Consider the following 23,334-nt stretch of genomic DNA (forward strand, 5'->3'; position numbering starts at 1 on the left):
TGCACCAGAAGAACAAAACATATAAAAATTCATATCATTATTTCATTTATGAAAAAATAAAGCATGGACACGAACAGCCTGGCCCTGATCTCGGTGTTCGTGCGGGTGGCGCGCTGCATGAGCTTTTCTGGCGCAGCGGCCGAGTTGCGCGTGTCGAACGGCACGGTCAGCCGCCAGATCGCTCGGCTGGAGAAGAAGATGGGCGTGCAGCTGCTGGAGCGCAGCACCCGCAAGGTGGCGCTGACGGAGATCGGCCGCACCTTCTTCGAATCGAGCTGCCGGGTGCTGCAGCAGGCGGAAGAGGCCATGTCCCAGGTACAGGACCTGCAGGCCGAGCCGCGCGGGACGCTGCGCATCACGGCGCCGATGCTGTTCGGCATCCTGCATCTGAGCCCGCTGATCCGCCGCTTCGCCGAGCGCTACCCCAAGGTCGAGGTGCAACTGAGCGTCTCTGACCAGCTCGAAAGCCTGGCCAGCGGCGACTACGACATGGCGATCCGTATCACCAACCACCTGGACAACGGCGTGATCGCCAGGCGCCTGAGTTCGATCGACTGGGCCGTCTGCGCAAGCCCCGGCTACCTGCGGCGGCACGGTGCGCCGGCCGTGCCTGCCGACCTCGCCGAACACCAGTGCTACTACTACCCCAGCGTCATTGAGCACGGACGCTGGAGTTTCCTGCGGGGGGACGTGCTGTGCACCGTGCCCATCCGCAGCCGCCTGCAGGTCAACAGCAGCCAAATCATCGCGGACCATGCGCGCTCCGGCATGGGCATCGCACTGCTGCCTACCTACCTCATCGGCAACGATCTCAAGGCCGGCCGCCTGGTGCGGTTGCTGGCCGGGTTCCAGCCCACCGTCAACAGCGCGCTGTACGCGCTCTACCTGCCCAACCGCTACATGACCGCCAAGGTGCTCGCTTTCCTCGACATGCTGCAACAGGCGTTCACCGACCCGCCGTACTGGGACAGAGACAGTTCGCCCGCAGCTGGAAGATCTAAGTGAAATCCCTCCTGACCCTTGCTGCAAAAGCGCAGGCAGCTATTGATACTGAAGCAAAATGAGCCGCTCGCCGCCTGTTTCCGCAACGCCGCCGCGCCAGCGGCCCGGCGCGCCCGTGCGCGTGCTCATGGTCTGCATGGGCAACATCTGCCGCAGCCCCACCGCGCACGGCGTGCTGGAGAAGCTGGCGGCCGACGCCGGCCTGGCGCAGCGCGTGCAAGTCGATTCCGCCGGCACGCACGACCACCACGTCGGCGCGCCGCCCGACCACCGCGCGCAGCAGCACGCCGCTCGCCGCGGCTACGACCTGAGCGCCCAGCGCGCCCGCCACCTCACGCGGCGCGACTTCGCCGAGTTCGACCTGGTGCTGGTCATGGACGGCGCCAACGAGCGCGCCGCCCGTGCCCTGTGCCCGCCGGCCGAGACGCACAAGCTGCGCCGGCTGACCGACTTCTGCACCCGCCACGCCGCGCGCGAGGTGCCCGACCCGTACTACGGCGGCGCCGCGGGTTTCGAGCAGGTGCTGGACCTGGTGGAAGACGCCTGCGCCGGCCTGCTGACCGCCCTTGACGGCTGACGGAGCGCTATTGATAAAATAGCTGCCAGCGCTTGATGGACGGGCGCTGGAGGCCAAAATGACCATCAACCACCCCGGCGCGGACGCATGGGCCGCGCAGCGGCGCCTCAGCCTGCTGCTGGGCCTGGGCGGCGCGCTGGCGCTGGCCGGCTGCGGCAGCGCGCCGCCGCGCCCCACGGCGGGCCGCGCGCCGGCCGTGCCCGCGACCCGGCCGCCGCTGGATCTCGACCCCGCCGGCCGCGAGGCCAGCGTCGCCCAGGCCATGCTGCTGGTCAACACGCCCTACCGCTACGGCGGCAACACGCCGCAGGGCGGGTTCGACTGCAGCGGCCTGGTGCACTACGTCTTCAGCCAGGTGGCCGAAGGCGCCGCGCGCCGCCTGCCGCGCAGCACCGCGCAGTGGGCGGCGGCCACGGTGCCGGTGCAGGAGGCCGCCTTGCAGCGCGGCGACCTGGTGTTCTTCAACACCACGGGCGCCACGTTCTCGCACATGGGCATCTACGTCGGCGGCGGCCAGTTCGTGCACGCGCCGTCCACCGGCGGCACGGTGCGCAAGGAGGCGGTGGCGGGGCGCTACTTCGGCCCGCGCTACCAGGGCGGGCGGCGCGTGTTCGCCGCCTGAGCCTGCGTTTACAGGTTGGCCTCGGCGCGCAGCAGGTCGGCCTTGTCGGTGCGCTCCCAGGTGAACTCCGGCTCGTCGCGGCCGAAGTGGCCGTAGGCGGCGGTCTTCTGGTAGATGGGGCGCAGCAGGTCGAGCATCTGGATGATGCCCTTGGGCCGCAGGTCGAAGTGCGCGCGCACCAGCTTGGCGATCTCGGCGTCGGGGAGCTTGCCGGTGCCTTCGGTGTAGACGGTGATGTTCATCGGCTCGGCCACGCCGATGGCATACGCCACCTGGATCTGGCACTGCCGCGCCAGGCCCGCCGCGACGATGTTCTTGGCCACGTAGCGCGCGGCGTAGGCTGCCGAGCGGTCCACCTTGGTCGGGTCCTTGCCGCTGAAGGCGCCGCCGCCGTGCGGGCAGGCGCCGCCGTAGGTGTCCACGATGATCTTGCGCCCGGTCAGCCCGCAGTCGCCCTGCGGGCCGCCGACGACGAAGCGGCCGGTGGGGTTGACGAGGTAGCGCGTGTCCTTCAGCCACTCCTTGGGCAGCACGGGCTTGATGATCTCCTCGACCACGGCCTCGACGAAGCTGGCCTTCATCTTGGTCGGCGTCTCGCTCTGGTCGGGGCTGTGCTGGGTGGAGAGCACCACGGTGTCGATGCCGTGCGGCTTGCCGTCGGCGTAGCGCATGGTCACCTGGCTCTTGGCGTCAGGGCGCAGGAAGGGCAGCTTGCCGCTCTTGCGCAGCTGCGCCTGGCGCTCGACCAGGCGGTGCGCGTAGTAGATGGGCGCGGGCATCAGCTCGGGCGTCTCGTCGCAGGCGTAGCCGAACATCAGGCCCTGGTCGCCGGCGCCGGTGTTCAGGTGGTCGTCGCTGGCGTGGTCCACGCCCTGGGCGATGTCGTTGCTCTGCTTGTCGTAGGCCACCAGCACGGCGCAGCCCTTGTAGTCGATGCCGTACTCGGTGTTGTCGTAGCCGATGCGCTGGATGGTGTCGCGCGCCACCTGGATGTAGTCCACCGTGGCGTTGGTGGTGATCTCGCCGGCCAGCACCACCAGGCCGGTGTTGGTCAGCGTCTCGGCGGCCACGCGGCTACGCGGGTCTTGCGCGAGGATGGCGTCGAGGATGGCGTCGGAAACCTGGTCGGCCACCTTGTCGGGGTGGCCTTCGGAGACCGATTCGGAGGTGAAGAGAAAGCTGTTCGCCAGTTCCATTGAATAAACTCCAGGGGTTTGTACGTTGCGTTGCCAAACCGCGAGAGCACTGGCGAACGCTTTAGCAGCATTTTTTAAAGTCGCCCTGCAAGTAGTTCCATAACTCGGCGACACAACCATTTTAATCAATCTCCCATGCTCGCCCTGTATCGCCTCGTGTCCGGCTGGCCGCTGGCGCTGCTGCACGCGGTGGGCGCGCTGCTGGGCTGGCTGACCTGGCTGGCCTCGCCCACCTACCGGCGCCGCTTCGCCGCGCACGCCGCGCTGGCGGGCTACCGCTTCGCCCAGGTGCGCCCGGCGGTGGCGCACGCCGGGCGCATGGCGGTGGAAACGCCGCGCCTGTGGTTCGGCCCGCCCGTGCCCATGCGGTGGGACGGCACCGACGTGGTCGATGCCGCCTACGCGGCCGGCAAGGGCGTGGTGTTCCTCACACCGCACCTGGGCTGTTTCGAGATCACCGCGCAGGGCCTGGCCGAGCGCTACCGCGCGCAATATGGCCCCATCACCGTGCTGTACCGCCCGGCGCGCCAGGCCGCGCTGGCCGAGGTGGTGGAGACGGCGCGCCGGCGCGAGGGCCTGGAGACCGCGCCCACCACCCTGGCCGGCGTGCGCCAGATGATCAAGGCGCTGCGCGCCGGCCGCGCCGTCGGCCTGCTGCCCGACCAGGTGCCGCCGGGCGGCATGGGCCAGTGGGCGCCGTTCTTCGGCCAGCCGGCCTACACCATGACGCTGGCCGCGCGCCTGGTGTTGCAGACCGGCGCCACGCCGCTGCTGGTGTGGGGCGAGCGGCTGCCGGGCGGGCAGGGCTTCTGCCTGCACTTCCGCGCGCTGGCCGAGCCGTTGGCGGGCGAGCTGGCGCCGGCCGTGGAGCAGATCAACCGCGAGATGGAGCGCCTGATCCGCGAATGCCCGCAGCAGTACCTGTGGGGCTACGGGCGCTACAAGACCCCGCGCAAGGAATCATGAACCACCCCGGCGTCCTGCTCATGCGCGCCCTGGCGCATCTGCCGCTGTCGTGGCTGCGGACGCTCGGCAGCCTGATCGGCCGCGTGCTGTTCGTGCTGGCGCGCTCGCGCCGCCACGTGGCGCTGACCAACCTGCGGCTGTGCTTCCCCGAGTGGAGCGAGGCGCACCGCACGGACGTGGCGCGGCGCAGCTTCATCGCCTTCAGCCAGGCGTTCCTGGACCGCGCCTGGGTGTGGCATGCCCCGCCCGAGGTGGTGCGCCGGCGCATCCGGCTGGCGGGCGCGGTGGACGACCTGCGCCAGGGCGGCGCGCTGATCATCTTCGCGCCGCACTTCTACGGCATGGACGCCGGCGGCAGCGCCGTCATGCAGCAGGCGCTGGCGCACGGCAGCAGCATCTACACCCGCCAGCCCGACCCGGTGGTGGACGCCTGGCTGCGCGCCGGCCGCCAGCGCTTCGGCGACGTGATCCTGCTCAACCGCGACGAGGGCCTGAAGCCCATCGTGCGCTCGCTGCGCGAGGGCCGCGCGCTGTACCTGCTGCCCGACATGGACTTCGGGCCGGAGGACTCGATCTTCGTGCCCTTCTTCGGCGTGCCGGCGGCCACCGTGCCCTCGCTGGCGCGCTTCGCGCGCCTGGGGCAGGCGCGCGTGGTGCCGGTGGTGACGCGGATGACACCCGGCGGCTACGAGGCGCGGGTGCACCCAGCCTGGCAGCATTTCCCCAGCGACAACCTGGAGGCCGACACGCGGCGCATGAACCAGCGGCTGGAGGGCTACATCCGCGAGGTGCCCGAGCAGTACTACTGGGTGCACAAGCGCTTCAAGACGCGGCCGCCCGGAGAGCCGCCGATCTATTGAGCCCGGGCTACGGGTTGCGCGCGATGAACGCGCCGATCTCGCGCGCCAGCACCTGCGGCTGTTCGTGGCTCACCCAGTGCGTGGCGCCGGGCAGCTTCTTCACTTCCAGCCGGGGCACGTAGTCCTCCAGGCCGTCGAGCAGGCCGGGCAGCAGCGCGGCGTCGTCCAGCGCCCACAGCACGAGGGTGGGCACCTGCACCAGCAGGCGCTCGCGCGGCGGCACCGGAATGCCGTCGATGCCGGCACCGGGCAGCGGCGGCTTGAGCGGCGTCACGCGGTAGAGGTTGCAAGCGCCCGTCAGGCCCTGGTCCCACACGGCGCGGTACTGGCCCTTCACCGCGTCGGTGAGCCAGCCGAAGCCGTCGGGGCCGGCCTTCATCAGCGTGAAGAAGGGCCACATGCGCTTGTAGTCGTCGGCCGCCAGCAGCGCCTCGGCGTCGGGCCGGGCCAGGAAGTTCATGTAGGCGCTGGCCTGCTGCTGTGCCGGGTTCTCGCGCAGCTCGCGCGCGAAGGTGCCGGGGTGCGGCGAGTTGATGATGACCAGGCGCTCCACCCGGTCCGGGTGCGCGGCGGCCGCGCCCCAGCCGAAGGCGCCGCCCCAGTCGTGCGCCACCAGGGTGTGGAGGCGGCCGCCTGCGCTTTCCTGCGCGGCCAGCGCCATCACGTCCTGGATCAGCAGCGGCGCCTTGTAGGCTTCCACCTCGGTGGGCGCGCTGGAGCGCTCGAAGCCGCGCAGGTTGGGCGCCACGCAGCGGAAACCGCCGTGCTCGGGGCGGGCGAAGTGTGCGAGCAGTTCGTCCCAGACGAACGCGGCCTCGGGGAATCCGTGCAGGAACATCATCAGCGGACGGCCCCGTTCGCCTGTCGCGCGGCAGCTCAGCGTGATGCCGTGGGGCAGCTCGGCCAGCCAGGTCTCGATCATCCGTATGCTCCTCTATTGATAGCTGCCGGCGCTTTATGGATAAGCGCTGGAGCCTGTTTATGCCATTGATGCGGGTACGCCGCCGTGCTATGGTAAGCGGCGCGGCGCGCAGGCCGCAAGGAGAACATCATGGCCCTGCGCGCGGGCTGCCGAGCCGGACAGCGCGCAGCCGAAGCAGGGCTGGGCGCGGTGCACGCGCGCGTTCCGCAGGGCCATGGCCGAGCTCGACGCGGCGCGCACGCTCGACGTGCTGGCGGCGCTGTCGCACGGGGCGAACTTCTCCGTCGGCTGCTGCTGCGAGCACGAGGCGCGCTGCCACCGATCGATCCTGCGCGCGCGGCTGGCCGAGCGCGGCGCGAAGATCGCATGAAGCCTGTGAGCTATTGAAAGAATAGCTGTCGGCGCTTGCTGGACGGGCGCTGGCGGCCTATTCTGCGCCTGATTCGCCTGATTCGCCTGATTCGCCTGATTCGCCTGATTCGCCGGGTTCGCCGGGTTCGCCGGGTTCGTCCAGCGCCGGCGCGGCCTCGTCCACCAGCGCCCGCAGCCAAAGCGCCGCCTGCTCCACACCCTGGCGCTTGAGGGCCGAGAACAGCATCGCCTCGCCGCCGCCCACCTGCAAGCGGGCGATGGACAGCGCCTTGGTTTGCTCGCTGCGGTTCAGCTTGTCGGCCTTGGTCAGCAGCACCAGGAACTTCAGGCCCTGCTCGACGCGCGGGCGGATCACCTCCAGCAGCACCTCGTCCAGCTCCTTCAGGCCGTGGCGCGGGTCGCACAGCATCACCACGCCGGCCAGGTTGGGGCGGCTGACGAGGTAGTTGGCCATCACGCGCTGCCAGCGCTCCTTGTCGGCCTGCGGCACGGCCGCGTAGCCGTAGCCGGGCAGGTCGGCCAGCACGGCGTCCGTCGCGCCCTGGCGGCCCAGCGCGAACAGGTTGATGTGCTGCGTGCGCCCCGGCTTCTTGGAGGCGTAGGCCAGCTGCGTCTGCTGCGTCAGCGTGTTGATGGCGGTGGACTTGCCGGCGTTGGAGCGGCCGACGAAGGCGATCTCGGGCACCTCCAGAGGCGGCAGCTGGTGCAGCTGCGCGGCCGTGGTCAGGAAGCGCGCCGTGTGCAGCCAGCCCAGCGCGGCGCGCCCGGCGGCGCTGGCGGCGGCCAGGTCGTGCGCGCGTGTTCGTGCGGGGGGAACGGGGGGGGCCATGGGTGGCGGGCATTGTAGAATCGAATGGTTTCCCCACGTCCCACGCATACTTTCAAGAAGACGTCATGTCCAAGAAGCCGATAGCCGCGATTGCCGCCCTCCTGACCGCGTTGCTGCTGTCCGCCAGCGCAGTGGCCGCCGATGCGCCGGCCGCGCCCAAGATCGACTTGGCCAAGGGCTCGGCCTCTTACGCGGCGGTCTGCGTGGCCTGCCACGCGGCGGACGGCAACTCCACCGTGCCGCTGCAGCCCAGCCTGGCGCAGCAGCACCCGGAATACACCTTCAAGCAGCTGCTGGAGTTCAAGAGCGGCGCCCGCAAGGACCCGGTGATGCAGGGCTTCGCCGCCACGCTGACCGAGGACGACGCGCGCAACATCGCCTGGTGGCTGGCCTCGCAGAAGGCCAAGCCCGGCTTCGCCAAGGAGCCCGCGCTGGTGATGCTGGGCGAGCGCATCTACCGCGGCGGCATCCCCGACCGCCACATCCCCGCCTGCGCCGGCTGTCACAGCCCCAACGGCGCCGGCATTCCGGCGCAGTACCCGCGCCTGTCGGGCCAGCACGCCGACTACACCGTCAAGCAGCTGGTGGGCTTCCGCGACGGCACGCGCGGCAACAACCTGCCCATGCGCGACGTGGCCGCCAAGATGAACGACCGCGAGATCAAGGCGGTGGCCGACTACATCGCCGGCCTGCGCTGAACCCGCCCGGCTTCCCCGCTTTCCACCGCAGGCCGCGCCGGAACCGCCGTGCGCGGCCTCGTTGTTTGAAGCCCCATCGAACCGACATGGATCAAGAAATCGCGGCCCGCAGTGAACCCGCGCCCGCCATGCCGGCTCGAACGGCCGGCGCCTGATCCGGGCGCGCCGGCCGCCTCTTATCCATGACCGCATCCGCCAGCACCCAGGGCCTCGAAGTCCGCCGCGGCTCGCGCGCCTGGCGCGCGGGGGTGGAGCTGCTGTCGTCGATGCGCTTCGCCATCTCGCTGCTGACGGTGATCTGCATCGCCTCGGTGATCGGCACCGTGCTCAAGCAGCACGAGCCGGCGGCCAACTACGTCAACCAGTTCGGGCCGTTCTGGGCCGAGCTGTTCCTGGCGCTCAAGCTCAACGCGGTCTACAGCGCCTGGTGGTTCCTGCTGATCCTGGCTTTCCTGGTGACCAGCACCTCGCTGTGCATCGCGCGCAACGCGCCGAAGTTCCTGGCCGACGTGCGCAGCTACAAGGAGAACGTGCGCGAGGGCAGCCTGAAGGCTTTCCACCACAAGGCCGAAGGCGCGCTGGCCGGCGCGCCGGCCGAAGAGGCGCGGCGCATCGGCCAGATGCTGGCCGGCGCCGGCTGGAAGGTGCGTTTGCAGGAGCGCCCCACTGGTGGCGATCGGCCCGCCGGCACCGGCTGGATGGTGGCCGCCAAGGCCGGCACCGCCAACAAGATCGGCTACATCGCCGCCCACAGCGCCATCGTGCTGATCTGCCTGGGCGGCCTGTTCGACGGCGACCTGTTCGTGCGCGCCCTGACCTGGTTCGGCGGCAAGAGCGTCTACAGCGGCGGCGGCCTGGTGTCCGAGGTGCGGCCCGAGCACCGCCTGCCGGAGAGCAACCCCGCCTTCCGCGGCAACCTGGTGGTGGCCGAGGGCACGGCTTCCAGCACCGCCATCCTGAGCCAGTCCGACGGCGTGCTGCTGCAGGAGCTGCCGTTCTCGGTGGAGCTGAAGAAGTTCATCGTCGAGTACTACTCCACCGGCATGCCCAAGCTGTTCGCCAGCGAGATCGTGATCCACGACAAGGCGACGGGCGAGCAGCGCCCGGCGCGCGTCGAGGTCAACCATCCGGCCAGCTTCAAGGGCATCAACATCTACCAGAGCAGCTTCGACGACGGCGGCTCGCGCGTGAAGCTGGCGGCGCTGCCGATGAACGGCTCGGCCAGGCCGTTCGAGGTGGAGGGCGCCATCGGCGGCAGCTCGCAGATCACCAACGGCAGCGACAAGCTGACGCTGGAATACACCGGCCTGCGCGTCATCAACGTCGAGAACCTGTCGGGCGGCGAGCGCGGCGTGGACGTGCGCAAGGTCGATCTCGGCCACGCCCTCAGCGAGCGCCTGGGCGCGGCCGACAAGACGGTGACGCAGCGCACGCTGCGCAACGTCGGCCCCAGCATCACTTACAAGCTGCGCGACGCCGCCGGCCAGGCGCGCGAGTTCCACAACTACATGCTGCCGGTCGACACCGGCGACGGCGCGCCGGTGTTTCTGCTGGGCGTGCGCGACACGCCGGCCCAGTCCTTCCGCTACCTGCGCGTGCCGGCCGACGACGAGGATTCGATCCAGGGCTTCATCCAGTTGCGCGCGGCGCTGGCCGACCCCGCGCAGCGCGAGCGCGCGGTGCGCCGCTACGCGGCCAAGGCGGTCGATGCGTCGCGGCCGGCGCTGGGCGAGCAGCTCGCGCAGTCGGCCACGCGGGCGCTGGGCCTGTTCGCCGGCGCCGAGGCGGTGGGTGGCGCGTCGGCGGGCGGGCTGCAGGCGATTTCCGCCTTCATCGAGAGCGCCGTGCCCGAGGCCGAGCGCGAGCGCGCCGCCGAGGTGCTGCTGCGCATCCTCAACGGCAGCCTGTACGAGCTGAACGCGCTGGCGCGCGAGGCGCACGGCCGCAAGCCGCTGCCCGAGAACGAGGACACCACCCGCTTCATGACCCAGGCGGTGCTGGCGCTGTCCGACGTCGGCCTGTACCCGGCGCCGGTCGCCTTCGCGCTGAAGGACTTCACCCAGGTGCAGGCCAGCGTGTTCCAGGTGGCGCGTGCGCCGGGGCAGAACGTGGTATATCTGGGCTGCCTGCTGCTGATCCTGGGCGTGTTCGCCATGCTGTACATCCGCGAGCGCCGCGTCTGGGTATGGCTGGCGCCCGAGCATGGTGGCGCAGGCGCGGGCGCCCGCGCCACCATGGCGCTGTCGTCCAACCGCAGGACGCTGGACGCCGACCGTGAGTTCGAGCAGCTGCGGCACAGGCTGTTGAATCCGTCCTGACCACGAGGATGCACGAGCGATGAACACCACGACCGCACCCGCCAATGCCACGCTGACGCTGAACGAGAGCTTCCTCTCCCGCCGCACCTGGGGCGACTGGCTGTTCGCCCTGCTGGCGGTGGCCGGCGCGCTGTTCGCGTTCCAGAAGTACCACGCGGCGATGGACGGCTACGAGCAGGCCATCCTGGCCGGCGCCGTGCCGGTGCTGGTCTGGCTGGGCTGGTTCTGGCGCCCGCTGCGCAACCTGATGCTGGTGGTGGCGGCGCTGTCGCTGCTGGCCATCGTCTCCTACGGCGGCGACCTGCGGCGCGGCGACACGGTGTTCTGGCTCAAGTACTTCCTCTCCAGCCAGTCGGCCATCCTGTGGATGAGCATGATCTTCTTCATGAGCACCGCGTTCTACTGGGTGGGCATGTTCGCGCGCGGCCAGTCCGGCGCGTTCGAGGGCATCGGCAGCAAGCTGGCCTGGGTCGGCGTCGCGCTGGCGCTGATCGGCACCCTGGTGCGCTGGTACGAGAGCCACCAGATCGGCCCCGACATCGGCCACATCCCGGTCAGCAACCTGTACGAGGTGTTCGTGCTGTTCTGCTGGCTGACGACGCTGTTCTACCTGTACTACGAGGCCCAGTACAAGACCCGCGCGCTCGGCGCCTTCGCGATGCTGGTGGTGAGCGCCGCGGTCGGCTTCCTGCTGTGGTACACGCTGGTGCGCGAGGCGCACGAGATCCAGCCGCTGGTGCCCGCGCTCAAGAGCTGGTGGATGAAGCTGCACGTGCCGGCCAACTTCATCGGCTACGGCACCTTCTCGCTGGCGGCGATGGTGGCCTTCGCCTACCTCGTCAAGCAGCAGGCCGGCGAGACGCGCTGGTGGCGGCTGACGCCGATCTGGCTGCTGGGCATCGCGCTGTGCTTCGTGCCCATCGCCTTCCGCCAGCGCGGCGTGGGCGAGGCGGGCGGCAGCTACTGGCTGGGCTACGCCATCGTCGCGGCGCTGATCGTGGGGGGCATCCTGCTGGGCCGCCGGCGCATCGCCGCGCGGCTGCCCGGCTTCGAGGTGCTGGACGACGTGATGTACAAGTCCATCGCCGTCGGCTTCGCCTTCTTCACCATCGCCACCGTGCTGGGCGCGCTGTGGGCCGCCGAAGCCTGGGGCGGCTACTGGAGCTGGGACCCGAAGGAGACCTGGGCTCTGATCGTGTGGCTGAACTACGCCGCCTGGCTGCACATGCGGCTGATGAAGGGCCTGCGCGGCACCGTGGCCTCGTGGTGGGCGCTGGCGGGGCTGGCGGTGACGACCTTCGCCTTCATCGGCGTCAACATGTTCCTGTCCGGCCTGCACAGCTACGGCACGCTGTAGCGCGTTTTCCAAGGCAAATCGGGCTCCAGCGCTTGCAGGACGTGCGCTGGAAGCTATTGTTTAAGTAGCATCCGCCGTGGCGGGCCGCCGGAACGAACCGGCGCGTGCCCGGCTCCAACGGCCCGGCGCCCCCGGCGCAGACTTCCGAGGCTTCACCATGCTGATCCGACCCCGCGACCCCGGCTTCGTGCATCCCCAGGCCAGCGACATCACGCCGCGCGCCGTCTACGAAGGCCGCCGCGCCTGGCTGCGCCGGATGGCCGGCGGCGCGGCCGGCGCCGCGCTGGCGGGCTGGGCGGGGCGCGAGGCGCTGGCGCAGCCCGCCCCGCCGGTCAAGCGGGCGGCGCTGTCCGGCACGCCCTCGGCGGTGGCCGGCGCGATGACCATGGAGAAGCCGACCGGCTACCAGGACGCCGCCGGCTACAACAACTTCTACGAGTTCGGCATCGGCAAGGACGACCCGGCGCGCCACGCGCACACGCTCAAGACGCGGCCGTGGACGGTGGAGGTCGAGGGCCTGGTGGGCAAGCCCGGCCGCTTCGCCATCGAAGACCTGCTGACGCTCGCGCCGATGGAAGAGCGCATCTACCGCCTGCGCTGCGTCGAGGGCTGGTCGATGGTGATCCCCTGGGTGGGCTATTCGCTGTCGGCGCTGATCAAGCGCGTGGAACCGCTGGGCAGCGCCAGGTACGTCGAGTTCGTGACGCTGGCCGACCCGCGGCAGATGCCCGGTCTGCGCTCGCGCGTGCTCGACTGGCCCTACGTCGAGGCGCTGCGGCTGGACGAGGCGCAGCACCCGCTCACCCTGCTGGCCTTCGGCATGTACGGCGAGGTGCTGCCCCACCAGAACGGCGCGCCGGTGCGGCTGGTGGTGCCGTGGAAGTACGGCTTCAAGTCGGCCAAGTCGATCGTGAAGATCCGCTTCGCCGAGAAGCAGCCCGGCACCGCCTGGAACAAGGCCGCGGCCAACGAATACGGCTTTTATTCCAACGTCAACCCCGGCGTGGACCACCCGCGCTGGAGCCAGGCCACCGAGCGCCGCATCGGCGAGGACGGCCTGTTCGCCAAGAAGCGCAAGACGCTGCTGTTCAACGGCTACGAGGCGCAGGTCGGCCAGCTCTACGCCGGCATGGATCTCCAAAAAAATTACTGAGCCCATGCGCGCCTGGCTGCTGCGCCCGGCCGCCAAGCCGGTGGTCTTCGTCCTGTGCCTGCTGCCGCTGGCGTGGCTGATATACGGGGCCGCGGCCGACCGGCTGGGCGCCAACCCGGCCGAGGCGCTGATCCGCTCCACCGGCGACTGGACGCTGCGCTTCCTGTGCCTGACCCTCGCCGTCACGCCGCTGCGCCAGCTCACCCGCACGCCGCAGCTGGCGCGCTACCGCCGCATGCTGGGGCTGTTCACGTTCTTCCATGCCTGTCTGCACCTGCTGGCCTACGGCTGGCTCGACATGGGGTTCGACGTGGCCGACATCGCGCGCGACATCCTCAAGCGGCCCTTCATCCTGGTCGGCTTCGGCACCTGGCTGCTGCTGCTGCCGCTGGCGCTGACTTCGTTCAACCGCGCCGCGCGCTGGCTGGGCGGGCGCCAGTGGCAGGCGCTGCACCGGCTGGTCTACCTGATCGCGGGGCTGGCGCTGCTGCACTTCTTCTGGATGCGCGGCGGCAAGAACGACTTTGCCGAGGTGGGCGCGTACGCGGCCATCATCGCGGCCCTGCTGGGCTGGCGCGCCTACCGGCATCTCGCGCCGAAGTAAGCGGCTCTCGATGGAATATTGGGAGTATGTACGTCCGGCGCTCGATTGACGGGCGCTGGAGGCCGTGCATGCGGGGAGTATGCTGGCCGTGAGGGCTTAAGCCAGCTCGTCGCGGAACAGGTCCTGCACGCCCTCGCGCCGGCGGACGAGCCGCGCCTCGGCGCCCGACACCAGCACCTCGGCCGCGCGCGGGCGCGTGTTGTAGTTGCTGGCCATCGCCATGCAGTACGCGCCCGCCGACAGCACCGCCAGGTGCTCGCCCGGCGCCACCGCCAGCGCGCGGTCGCGCCCCAGCCAGTCGCCGCTCTCGCACACCGGGCCGACCACGTCGTAGATGACGGCGGGCGCGCCGGGCGCCGGAGCCGCCAGCGGCTCGATGCGGTGGAAGGCCTGGTACAGCGCCGGCCGCGGCAGGTCGTTCATGGCGGCATCGACGATGCAGAAGTTCTTCTGCTCGCCCGGCTTGATGTACAGCACCTCGGTCACGCACACGCCGGCGTTGCCCACCAGCGAGCGGCCGGGCTCGATCACCACCTTGCGGTTGCCGAAGCCCCGCGCATCCAGCCGCGCCAGCAGCGCCGACCACAGCGCGTCGGCGGGGGGGGGCAGAGATGGGTCGTCCGTGCCGCCGTAGTCGATGCCCAGGCCGCCGCCGAAGTCGATGTGGTGGATCGGGATGCCGGCCGCCTCGATGGCGGCCACCAGGTCGAGCACGCGGTCCATCGCCTCCAGGTAGGGCGCCGGCTCGGTGATCTGCGAGCCGATGTGGCAGTCGATGCCCGCCACCCGCAGGCCGGGCAGGCTGGCGGCGCGCCGGTAGGCGGCCAGCGCCTGCTCGTGCGCGATGCCGAACTTGTTGCCCTTCAGCCCGGTGGAGATGTAGGGGTGCGTCCTGGCATCGACGTTGGGATTGACGCGGATGCTGACCGGCGCCACCCGGCCACAGCCCTGGGCCACCTCGCTCAGCACGTCCAGCTCGGCCAGGCTCTCGACGTTGAAGCAGCCCACGCCGGCTTCCAGCGCGCGGCGCATTTCCTGCCGCGTCTTGCCGATGCCCGAGAAGATGATTTTCTCCGGCGCCGCGCCCACCGCCAGCGCGCGCTCCAGCTCGCCGCCGGAGACGATGTCGAAGCCGCAGCCCGCATCGGCCAGCAGTTTCAGGATCGCCAGCGACGAATTGGCCTTGACGGCGTAGCAGATCAGCGCGTCGCGCCCGGCCAGCCCGCGCTGGTAGGCCGCCAGCGCGTGCCCGATGGCGGCGCTGGAATAGACGAACAGCGGCGTGCCGTGCGCGCGCGCCAGATCGGCCAGGGCCACGTCCTCCACCATCAACTGGCCATGGCGATAGGACACGAAGGGCGCGCCGGGCAGGGGCGCCGGGCTCGGGGCGGCAGGGGTCATTGGATGTCGGGAACGTTGGGCAGCGCCGGCACCGGCACCGGGCGTGGCGGGGCCGATGCGGCGGAGGCGGGCGGCGCCGGCGCGCGGGCGCCGCCGAACACCGTCTGCGGCAGGGTGGCGCGCTGCTGCGCGGCGGGCGTGTCGGGGATGGTCAAAGGCCCTTTCTGCCCGCAGGCCGAAAGGATGGCCGCCCCCGCGAGCGCCAGGCCCGTGGCTAGAATGATTCGGTGCACCGGCTGGAACGACATGGACTGGAATTGTAATGACCGATCTTGAGTACCTGGACCGTGCCGAGGCCCTGCTGAGCGCCGTCGAGGCGCAGTGCGACCGCCTCAACGAGCGCACCGACGCCGACATCGACAACCAGCGCGTCGGCGGCATGATCACGCTGGTGTTCCCCGACCGCAGCCAGATCGTCATCAACCTGCAGAAGCCGCTGCACGAGGTCTGGCTGGCCGCGCGCTCGGGCGGCTACCACTACCGGCTGGCCGACGGCGCGTGGCGCGACACCAAGACGGGCGAGGAATTCTTCGAGCGGCTGTCGCAGAGCGCCAGCGAGCACGCGGGCATGGCGCTGCGCTTCGACCCCGCGTAGCTGATCTGGCCTAGTTCTTGAACAGGTCGAGGATGCGGTTGCGCTCCTCGGACGGCGCGGGCGCTTGTCCGCCCTCCGGCGAAGTGGCCGGGTCGGGTTCCAGCCCGGCGCCGCCCAGGTTGCTGATGCCGCCGCCGCGCGCGTATTCCTCGTAGTACCAGTCGCCGCCGACGCGCACCACGCCCTCGGGCGGGGTGGCCTCGGCCACCGGCACGCCCTTGAGCGCGGTCTGCATGAAGTTGATCCAGATCGGCAGGCTCAGGCCGCCGCCGGTCTCGCGCGCGCCCAGGTTGCGCGGCGTGTCGTAGCCCATCCACACCACGGCGGCCAGCGTCGGCTGGTAGCCGGCGAACCAGGCGTCCATCGAGTCGTTGGTGGTGCCGGTCTTGCCGCCGATGTCGGGGCGCTTGAGCGTGGCCTGCGCGCGCGCGGCGGTGCCGCTGCGGGCCACCTCTTGCAGCATGGTATTCATGACGAAGGCGTTGCGCGCGTCGATGGCGCGGTTGGATCCGACCAGGCCGGCCGGCTGGCTCTCGACCAGCACCTTGCCGGACTGGTCGGTGACGCGCGTGATCAGGAACGGGTTGATGCGGTAGCCGCCGTTGGCGAACACCGAGAACCCCGCCGCCAGCTGCATCGGCGTGACCGAGCCGGCGCCCAGCGCCATGGTGAGGTAGGGCGGGTGCTTGTCGGCGTCGAAGCCGAAGCGCGCCACCCAGTCCTGCGCGTACTGCGGGGTGATGGTTTGCAGCACGCGGATCGAGATCATGTTGCGCGAGCGGGCCAGGCCGCGCTTCATCGTCATCGGGCCCTCGAAGCCGCCTTCGTAGTTCTTGGGCTCCCAGGGCTGGCCGCCGGTGACGCTGCTGTCGAAGAACAGCGGCGTGTCGTTGATCATGGTGGTGGGGGAGAAGCCTTTTTCCAGCGATGCCGAATAGATGAACGGCTTGAAGCTGGAGCCCGGCTGCCGCCAGGCCTGGGTGACGTGGTTGAACTTGTTCTTGTCGAAGTCGAAGCCGCCCACCAGCGCCTTGACGGCGCCGTTGCGCGGGTCCAGCGCGACCAGCGCGCCCTCGACCTCGGGCAGTTGCGTGGTCTCCCAGCCCCCGCGCGCGGTCTTGACCACGCGGATCACCGCGCCCGGACGAATCTTGACCGCCGGTGCCGCCTTGGGCGACAGGCCGGACTGAATGGCGCGCAGGCCGTCGCCGGTGATCTCGATCCGCTCGCCGCCCTGGCGCATGGCCACGACCTGGCGCGCGCCGGCTTCGAGCACGACGGCGGCGAGCATGTCGCCGATGTCGGCGCGGTCGGCCAGCGCGTCGTCCACGGCCTCGGCGCGCTCCCGGGCGTCCCGCGGCAGATCGACGAACTTCTCCGGGCCGCGGAACGGCTGGCGGCGCTCGTAGTCGAGGATGCCGCGGCGCAGCGCGTCGTAGGCGGCCGTCTGGTCCTCGGCATTGAGCGAGGTGTAGACGTTCAGGCCGCGGCTGTAGGTCTGGTCGCCGTACTGCGCGAACATCATCTGGCGCACCATCTCGGCCACGTACTCGGCGTGCACCTTGGTGGCGGCGTTGGCCGGCCGGATGCGCAGCTCCTGCTGCTTGGCCTCCGCCGCCTGCTCGGCGGTGATGAAGCCGTGTTCCTGCATGCGGTCGATGATGTAAAGCTGCCGCTCGCGCGCCCGCGTGAAGTTGGCGATGGGGTTGGCGGTGGAGGGGAACTTGGGGATGCCGGCCAGCATGGCGGCCTCGGCCACCGTCAGGTTCTTCAGCGGCTTGCCGAAGTAGGTCTCGGACGCCGCCGCGAAGCCGTAGGCCCGGTTGCCCAGGAAGATCTGGTTCATGTAGATCTCCAGGATCTGATCCTTGGTGAGCAGGTGCTCCAGCTTGAACGTGAGCAGAATCTCGTAGATCTTGCGGGTGTAGGTCTTTTCCGAGGACAGGTAGACGTTGCGCGCCACCTGCATGGTGATGGTGGAGGCGCCCTGGCTTTTTTCGCGCCCCAGGTTGGCCAGCGCCGCGCGCAGCACGCCCAGGTAGTCCACGCCGCTGTGCTCGTAGAAGCGGGCATCCTCGATGGCGAGCACGGCGTCCTTCATCACCTGGGGCACGTCCTTGATCGGCGTGAGGTTGCGGCGCTCCTCGCCGAACTCCCCGATCAGCATGCCCTCGGAGGTGAAGACGCGCAGCGGCAGCTTGGGCCGGTAGTTCGACAGCTCGGACACGTCGGGCAGGTTGGGGTAGGCGATCGCCAGGGCCATCAACCCGGCCATCACGGCGCACAGGAACAGTGCTGCCAGCGCGCCGCCCGACCAGGCCAGGCCCTTGGCGAGCCACAGCAGCCAGCGTGGGCCGGAGCGCCCTGTGCGCTTGTTCACGCGGGCTGGCGAATTTTTAGTGGGCATGGCGCAACATCGGTAGTTAGTAGGTACTTTCGTGAGACAGTCTGCCCAGGCTGCTTGCTTGCGATTGCAAACAGATGCCGACGTTCACGCACAGGGCTAGGATTGTCCGCTCAGACGAGGGGCCACGTCATCAGAACTGCGGCGCGAGGGTTTCGGTGCGCGCGCAATGGTAAGCAAGTGTCCGAAGGCGTTAGTTTTTGACAACGGGCGCAACGGAGTCCATCTGGCTTTTTCTTTGCCCGACAAGGGGCTTGCTGCTAGCATTCAAGTGGATTCTTAAGTGTGTTCGACTTTTGCAATAAAAAGTAACAAGGTACTGTCTTGAACATGGGTTCGTTGTTCAGCCGCCAGGCGGCGCCAATGATGGGGCTCGACGTCAGTTCGTCCAGTGTCAAGCTGGTTGAACTGGGGCAGGACCGTGCGGGCAATCTCGTTCTGGAGCGCTGCGGCATCGAGCCGCTTGAGCGTGGCTGGATCAGCGACGGCAACATCGAGAAGTTCGATGAGGTCGTGGAAGCCACCCGCAGGTTGATCAGCAAGAGCGGCAGCAAGGCCAGGGACGTGGCCATGGCCCTGCCGGCGTCCGTTGTCATCAGCAAGAAGATCATCCTCCCCGGCGGGCTCAGCGAGCGGGAGATGGAGGTGCAGGTCGAGTCCGAGGCCAATCAATACATCCCATTCTCGCTGGACGAAGTGAGTCTTGACTTCTGTGTCGTGGGGCCGAGCGCTTCTTCGGCCGGCGACGTGGAGGTGATGATCGCTGCCTCGCGCAAGGAAAAGGTCGAGGATCGGCAGGGGCTGGCCGAAGCCGTGGGGCTTCATCCGGTGATTCTGGATGTCGAGTCCTATGCGTCGCGCCTGGCCGCCGGCCGTGTGATCGGGCGCCTGCCGAGCGGCGGGGCCGACGCCGTGATCGCGCTGTTCGAAATCGGTGCGATGACTTCCATCATGCAGGTTCTGCGCAACGAGGAGCTCCTCTACGAGCGGGACCAGGTTTTTGGCGGCGCGCAGTTGACGCAGATGCTGGTGCGCCAATACGGCTTCACGCTGGAGGAGGCCGAATCGAAGAAGCGAGCCGGTGAACTGCCGGACGACTACGGCGTGACGGTGCTGCAGCCCTTTGTCGAGTCGCTGGCGCAGGAGCTCGAGCGTGCGCTCAAGTTCTTCTTCACGAGCACGCCGCACAACCGGGTGGACTACATTCTTCTGGCGGGAGGGACGGCTGGCCTGCCTGGATTGACCGAAGCGGTCACGCGGCATACCTCGTTTCCCTGCCAGGCGATCAATCCGTTCGATGGCATGGAGGTCGGTCGCGCGGTGCGCGAGAAGAAGATGCTGCGCGAGGCGCCGTCCTACCTGACGGCGTGCGGCCTGGCGATGCGGAGGTTCCTGCGGTGATTCTGATCAACCTCCTTCCCCACCGCGAAATGGCGCGCAAGCGGGCGCGCCAGGTGTTCAATGTCTCGCTGGGTGCTGCCGCGCTTCTGGGCTTGCTCATCGGCGGCTTGATCTACCTTTGGTACCAGGGTGCCATCTCGGATCAGCAGGATCGCAATGCCTTCCTGACTTCGGAGATCAAGAAGCTGGACGAGGAAATCAAGGAAATTGCCACCCTGCAGGAAGAAATCGCGGCGCTCAAGGCGCGCCAGGAAGCCGTCGAAAACCTGCAATCGGATCGCAATCTCCCGGTGCACCTGATGAATGAGTCCGTTCGCCAGCTTCCGGATGGGGTATACCTGAAGAGCATCAAGCAGGAAAACCAGAACGTTCTGATCCGCGGCCTGGCGCAATCCAACGAGCGGGTGTCCGAGTTGCTGCGCAATCTCTCGCGCCACAGCGAATGGGTCACCAAGCCCGAACTCATCGAGATCGTTGCCGCCAACGTGGCGCTCAGCGCGCGGGAGCAGCGGCGTGTATATGACTTCACCGTTCGGGTGCAACTGCAGCGCGCCAGCGATGTCGCATCCGCAGCTCGGGCGGCAAGTGCGACTCAACAAGCCGCGCCCAAGGGTTAGATATGGCAGCGAAAGCGAAGTCCTCAGCGAACGTCGATGTCTCGGCCGCGTTGCGCAACCTGGGTGGGCAGTTCCGTGGCCTGGATACCCGCGACCCGTCCGCCTGGCCCAGCATCCCCCGGTACACGCTGTATGCCGTGGTCGCCGTGGCCGTGGTGGTGGCGTTGTGGTATCTCTGGCTGAATGGGTATGAGGCGGAGTTGGAGGGCGAGCGTGCCAAGGAGGTGACGCTGCGCGCGGACTACCAGACCAAGGTCCAGCGTGCGGTCAGCCTGGAGGAACTCAAGAAGCAGCGAGCGCAGGTGCAGCAATACGTGAATGTTCTTGAGAAACAACTGCCCAGCAAGGCCGAGATGGATGCGCTGCTGTCCGACATCAACCAGGCTGGGCTTGGCCGCAGTCTTCAGTTCGAACTGTTCCGGCCGGGTCAGATCGTGGTGCGGGATTATTACGCCGAGCTGCCGATCGCTCTGAAGGTGTCGGGGCGCTATCACGACATCGGCGCGTTCACGGCCGATATCGCCAATCTTTCTCGTATCGTGACCTTGAACAATATTGCCGTGGCACGGCCGTCGAACGACAAGGACAATAAATCGGGAGCCATGGTGCTGGAGGCAACCGCCAAGACTTTCCGGTATCTGGACGCCGAGGAAATCGCTGCCCAGCGTGCTGCCCAGCGGGCCGCCAGCAAGAAGAATCAGCCGGGGGCCAAGAAATGACGCGCAGCAAGCTCCATCTGCTTCAATGGCCTTTGCTCATGCTGATCGTGGGCTGCGCCGCCGGAATCGGTGACCTGCAGCAATGGGTCGCTGAGCAGCGCCGCCAGGCGGTACCCAGGGTCACGCCTTTGAGCGAACCCAAGCAGTATGTGCCATTGCCTTATACCGAGGGTGCCGCAGCGGACCCTTTCAGCTCGGAGCGGTTGACCATGGCGTTGAGGCGAGACAGCGCCACGGGCAGTCCCAGCACGGCCCTGATTGCCCCGGAGTTGAACCGCCGCAAGGAGCCGCTGGAAGCGCTTCCGCTGGACGTGATGTCCATGGTGGGCAGTCTGGATCGCAATGGCCGGCGTGTTGCGCTGGTGAAGGTCGACAACCTGCTGCATCAAGTTCGGGTGGGCAACTACCTCGGGCAGAACTATGGATTGGTCACCAAGGTGTCGGAGCACGAAGTCACTTTGCGGGAAATCGTGCAGGACGCGGCGGGAGAGTGGATTGAGCGCGCCGCGACCCTACAGCTCCAGGAGAATACGAAATGAGGAAGAGGTCTGATCTGATGAGTGGCATGCTCCGGAGCGCGGTTGTTGGTCTGGCCGCGTGGTGCGCGGCGATGAGCGCGCAGGCGCAATCGGTCATCGAAGCCGTTTCGGGATCGATGCAAGGCGGGACGGAAGTCGTGCGCATCGATCTGAGCGAGCCGCCGAGCGCCGTGCCAGTGGGGTTTGTCGTTCAGTCGCCCGCCCGGATCGCGCTGGATTTTCCCGGGGCCAAGAGTGGGTTGCCTCAGGGCCAGATTGAACTGGGCAAGGGCAATGCGCGCACGGCCAACGTGGTTCAGGCGGCTGACCGCACCCGTGTGGTGCTGAACCTGAGCCAGTCGACGGCGTACCGCGCCGAAGTGCAAGGGCGGTCGGTGTTCGTCTCGCTGAATCCCGTTTCCGCGGCGCCGTCCGCGCCGGTGGCCCAGCAGGTTTTTTCGGAAAGCCGCAATGATTCCGCGATGCCGCTGCGCGACATCGACTTCCGCCGTGGCGTTGAGAACACGGGCCGTGTGATCGTGGACCTGGCCAGCAACCAGGTGGGCGTGGATATTCGGCAGCAAGGCCAGAGCCTCGTCGTCGAATTCCTGAAGACCAGCCTGCCGGAGGGGTTGCGGCGTCGTCTGGATGTGGCGGATTTCGGCACCCCGGTGCAAACCATCACCACGATCCAGTCGGGAGACCGCGTGAGGATGGTGATCGAGCCCAAGGGCTTGTGGGAACATAGCGCCTATCAGAGCGACAACCAGCTGGTGGTGGAGGTGCGCCAGCAGAAGGTGAGTCAGGACAAGCTGACGCAAGGCCCGGGCTACCGGGGCGAGCGGCTTTCGCTCAACTTCCAGAACATCGACGTGCGCTCGCTGCTGCAGGTCATCGCCGATTTCACCAACTTCAACATCGTCACCTCCGACAGCGTCCAGGGCAACCTGACGCTGCGGCTCAAGGATGTTCCCTGGGACCAGGCGCTGGACATCATTCTGCAGGCCAAGGGGCTGGGGATGAAACGCAGCGGCAACGTGCTCCAGATCGCGCCCAAGGAAGAGATGGCCGCCAAGGAGAAGGCGGAGCTTGAGGCGCAAGTGGCGATTCGCAACCTCGAACCGCTGCGTACCGAGTCATTCCAACTGAACTACACCAAGGCGGACGACATCAAGTCGCAATTGACCCAAGGTGGTGGAGCAGGCGGGAGCGGGCATGGGAGCGGGAGCGCGGGCAGTGGTACCCAGAGCTCCCTGCTGAGTTCGCGCGGATCGGTCATCGCCGAGCCGAGGACCAACCAGTTGTTTGTTTCGGACATCCCTTCCAGGCTCGAGCAGATCCGGGAGATGATTGTCAAGCTGGACGTGCCGGTTCGCCAGGTGCTGATCGAGGCGCGCATCGTGGAGGCCACCGATACGTTCGGCAAATCTCTTGGCATCAAGCTGGGCGGCGGCGATCTGCGCGGGATCAATGGTGGTGACGCAGGCTATGCCGTCGGCGGCGGCAACCGGGTCGCGTTTGGTGGTACCTACAGCGCCATCGGCGCTACCACGGGAGCGTTCGCCTCTTCCGCGCTGACCTCGGACACCTCGCAGTTCGTGAATCTCCCGGCCTCGGCGATCAATGGGGTATCGCCCTCCAGCTTCGCGATCTCGCTCTTCAGCTCCGCCGCCAACCGGTTCCTGAACCTGGAGATTTCCGCGCTGGAAGCCGACGGCAAAGGCCGCATCGTCTCCAGCCCGCGGGTGGTGACGGCCGACCAGACCAAGGCGCTCATCGAGCAGGGTACGGAGTTTCCGTACGAGCAGGCCACGTCCAGCGGCGCGACGTCCATCGCGTTCCGCAAGGCCGTCCTGAAGCTGGAGGTCACGCCGCAGATCACGCCCGAAGGCGACATCATCCTCGACCTGGACGTCAACAAGGACAGCCCGGGCACCGAGGTGCGGGGCGGCATGTCGATCAACACCAAGCGGATTCGTACCCAGGTGCTGGTCGAAAACGGGGGGACGGTGGTCATCGGGGGTATCTTCGAACTCACCGAGAGTGAGTCGGAGAACAAGGTGCCGGTGCTGGGCGACGTGCCCGTGCTGGGCAACCTGTTCAAGCAGCGCACACGTTCGGCCGACAAGCAGGAGATGCTGGTGTTCATCACGCCGAAAATGATTTCCGAGCGGGGTGCGGTGCGCTGAGTGCGCCACGTGCC

General features: G+C 68.4%; 23 protein-coding genes. 17 read left to right on the top strand and 6 right to left on the bottom strand.

The annotated features are described in order from the left end of the window. Positions 1–63: 63 nt before the first annotated feature. The 3 genes from QM772_RS14860 (at position 64) to QM772_RS14870 (ending at position 2,201) form a co-directional block, all read left to right on the top strand. Positions 64–1,005 (top strand): LysR substrate-binding domain-containing protein, encoded by a 942-nt coding sequence (locus QM772_RS14860; RefSeq protein ID WP_415137782.1) that lies wholly within the window; start codon positions 64–66, stop codon positions 1,003–1,005. A 124-nt stretch (positions 1,006–1,129) separates the two neighbouring features. Beyond that, the gene (locus QM772_RS14865; RefSeq protein WP_415139602.1) at positions 1,130–1,579 is read left to right on the top strand and encodes a low molecular weight protein-tyrosine-phosphatase; all 450 of its coding nucleotides are present in this window, start codon (positions 1,130–1,132) and stop codon (positions 1,577–1,579) included. A 58-nt stretch (positions 1,580–1,637) separates the two neighbouring features. Further along, positions 1,638–2,201 carry a C40 family peptidase gene (locus QM772_RS14870; RefSeq protein ID WP_415137784.1) on the top strand — a complete coding sequence of 188 codons (564 nt, stop codon included), beginning with the start codon at positions 1,638–1,640 and terminating at the stop codon, positions 2,199–2,201. 8 nt (positions 2,202–2,209) lie between these two features. Here QM772_RS14870 and metK read toward each other — a convergent pair whose 3' ends face one another. Further along, a complete protein-coding gene (gene metK / locus QM772_RS14875) occupies positions 2,210–3,391 on the bottom strand; it encodes a methionine adenosyltransferase (RefSeq protein ID WP_415139604.1) in 1,182 nt (393 codons plus the stop codon). Positions 3,392–3,532: 141 nt separating this feature from the next. On the opposite strand from metK, the gene QM772_RS14880 reads away from it, so the two are divergent. Both QM772_RS14880 and QM772_RS14885 read left to right on the top strand, forming a co-directional pair. Continuing rightward, entirely contained in the window at positions 3,533–4,363 is an 831-nt protein-coding gene (locus tag QM772_RS14880; protein ID WP_415137786.1) for a lysophospholipid acyltransferase family protein, read from the top strand. Further along, positions 4,357–5,223, top strand: a complete 867-nt coding sequence (locus QM772_RS14885) for a lysophospholipid acyltransferase family protein (protein WP_415139606.1) — start codon at positions 4,357–4,359, stop codon at positions 5,221–5,223. Before QM772_RS14880 ends, QM772_RS14885 begins: the two co-directional genes overlap by 7 nt. Before the next feature lie 7 nt (positions 5,224–5,230). Here QM772_RS14885 and QM772_RS14890 read toward each other — a convergent pair whose 3' ends face one another. Next, positions 5,231–6,145: an alpha/beta fold hydrolase gene (locus tag QM772_RS14890; RefSeq protein WP_415137788.1), complete on the bottom strand. Its 915-nt coding sequence runs from the start codon at positions 6,143–6,145 to the stop codon at positions 5,231–5,233. A 64-nt stretch (positions 6,146–6,209) separates the two neighbouring features. Between QM772_RS14890 and QM772_RS14895 the strand changes: the two genes are divergently transcribed. Further along, positions 6,210–6,515: a DUF488 family protein gene (locus QM772_RS14895; RefSeq protein WP_415139608.1), complete on the top strand. Its 306-nt coding sequence runs from the start codon at positions 6,210–6,212 to the stop codon at positions 6,513–6,515. Between the two features lie 57 nt (positions 6,516–6,572). Here QM772_RS14895 and yihA read toward each other — a convergent pair whose 3' ends face one another. Continuing rightward, entirely contained in the window at positions 6,573–7,346 is a 774-nt protein-coding gene (yihA, locus tag QM772_RS14900; RefSeq protein ID WP_415137790.1) for a ribosome biogenesis GTP-binding protein YihA/YsxC, read from the bottom strand. A gap of 65 nt (positions 7,347–7,411) precedes the next feature. Between yihA and QM772_RS14905 the strand changes: the two genes are divergently transcribed. The 5 genes from QM772_RS14905 (at position 7,412) to QM772_RS14925 (ending at position 13,476) form a co-directional block, all read left to right on the top strand. After that, the gene (locus tag QM772_RS14905; protein ID WP_415137792.1) at positions 7,412–8,044 is read left to right on the top strand and encodes a c-type cytochrome; all 633 of its coding nucleotides are present in this window, start codon (positions 7,412–7,414) and stop codon (positions 8,042–8,044) included. Between the two features lie 182 nt (positions 8,045–8,226). After that, positions 8,227–10,362 (top strand): cytochrome c biogenesis protein ResB, encoded by a 2,136-nt coding sequence (locus QM772_RS14910; RefSeq protein WP_415137794.1) that lies wholly within the window; start codon positions 8,227–8,229, stop codon positions 10,360–10,362. Positions 10,363–10,381: 19 nt separating this feature from the next. After that, a complete protein-coding gene (gene ccsB / locus QM772_RS14915; protein ID WP_415137796.1) occupies positions 10,382–11,719 on the top strand; it encodes a c-type cytochrome biogenesis protein CcsB in 1,338 nt (445 codons plus the stop codon). A 157-nt stretch (positions 11,720–11,876) separates the two neighbouring features. After that, positions 11,877–12,872 carry a protein-methionine-sulfoxide reductase catalytic subunit MsrP gene (gene msrP / locus QM772_RS14920; RefSeq protein ID WP_415137798.1) on the top strand — a complete coding sequence of 332 codons (996 nt, stop codon included), beginning with the start codon at positions 11,877–11,879 and terminating at the stop codon, positions 12,870–12,872. Positions 12,873–12,876: 4 nt separating this feature from the next. Beyond that, positions 12,877–13,476 (top strand): sulfite oxidase heme-binding subunit YedZ, encoded by a 600-nt coding sequence (locus QM772_RS14925; protein ID WP_415137800.1) that lies wholly within the window; start codon positions 12,877–12,879, stop codon positions 13,474–13,476. A gap of 96 nt (positions 13,477–13,572) precedes the next feature. Here the strand turns inward: QM772_RS14925 and lysA are convergent, their stop codons facing one another. Beyond that, positions 13,573–14,877 (bottom strand): diaminopimelate decarboxylase, encoded by a 1,305-nt coding sequence (gene lysA, locus QM772_RS14930; protein ID WP_415137802.1) that lies wholly within the window; start codon positions 14,875–14,877, stop codon positions 13,573–13,575. Further along, positions 14,874–15,125, bottom strand: a complete 252-nt coding sequence (gene lptM, locus QM772_RS14935; RefSeq protein WP_415137804.1) for an LPS translocon maturation chaperone LptM — start codon at positions 15,123–15,125, stop codon at positions 14,874–14,876. Before lptM ends, lysA begins: the two co-directional genes overlap by 4 nt. A 14-nt stretch (positions 15,126–15,139) precedes the next feature. On the opposite strand from lptM, the gene cyaY reads away from it, so the two are divergent. Beyond that, the gene (cyaY, locus tag QM772_RS14940; protein WP_415137806.1) at positions 15,140–15,472 is read left to right on the top strand and encodes an iron donor protein CyaY; all 333 of its coding nucleotides are present in this window, start codon (positions 15,140–15,142) and stop codon (positions 15,470–15,472) included. A gap of 10 nt (positions 15,473–15,482) precedes the next feature. On the opposite strand, the gene QM772_RS14945 is transcribed toward cyaY, so the two are convergent. After that, complete coding sequence (locus QM772_RS14945; protein ID WP_415137808.1) at positions 15,483–17,879, bottom strand: penicillin-binding protein 1A; 2,397 nt, start codon at positions 17,877–17,879, stop codon at positions 15,483–15,485. 327 nt (positions 17,880–18,206) lie between these two features. Between QM772_RS14945 and QM772_RS14950 the strand changes: the two genes are divergently transcribed. Genes QM772_RS14950 through pilQ form a run of 5 tightly spaced genes read left to right on the top strand, consistent with a single transcriptional unit; the run spans position 18,207 to position 23,320 of the window. Next, on the top strand, positions 18,207–19,277 hold the full coding sequence (locus tag QM772_RS14950; protein WP_415139610.1) for a pilus assembly protein PilM: 1,071 nt from the start codon (positions 18,207–18,209) through the stop codon (positions 19,275–19,277). Next, positions 19,274–19,894, top strand: a complete 621-nt coding sequence (locus tag QM772_RS14955; protein WP_415137810.1) for a PilN domain-containing protein — start codon at positions 19,274–19,276, stop codon at positions 19,892–19,894. Before QM772_RS14950 ends, QM772_RS14955 begins: the two co-directional genes overlap by 4 nt. 2 nt (positions 19,895–19,896) lie before the next feature. After that, positions 19,897–20,613, top strand: a complete 717-nt coding sequence (locus QM772_RS14960) for a type 4a pilus biogenesis protein PilO (protein ID WP_415137812.1) — start codon at positions 19,897–19,899, stop codon at positions 20,611–20,613. Further along, positions 20,610–21,152: a pilus assembly protein PilP gene (locus tag QM772_RS14965; RefSeq protein WP_415137814.1), complete on the top strand. Its 543-nt coding sequence runs from the start codon at positions 20,610–20,612 to the stop codon at positions 21,150–21,152. The genes QM772_RS14960 and QM772_RS14965 overlap by 4 nt, the downstream gene beginning before the upstream one ends. Then, positions 21,149–23,320, top strand: coding sequence for a type IV pilus secretin PilQ (pilQ, locus tag QM772_RS14970; protein ID WP_415137816.1), 2,172 nt, complete (start codon positions 21,149–21,151; stop codon positions 23,318–23,320). The genes QM772_RS14965 and pilQ overlap by 4 nt, the downstream gene beginning before the upstream one ends. Positions 23,321–23,334 lie beyond the last annotated feature (14 nt).

It is taken from the genome of Ottowia sp. (assembly GCF_047601385.1).
Classification (GTDB): Bacteria; Pseudomonadota; Gammaproteobacteria; order Burkholderiales; family Burkholderiaceae_C; genus Ottowia.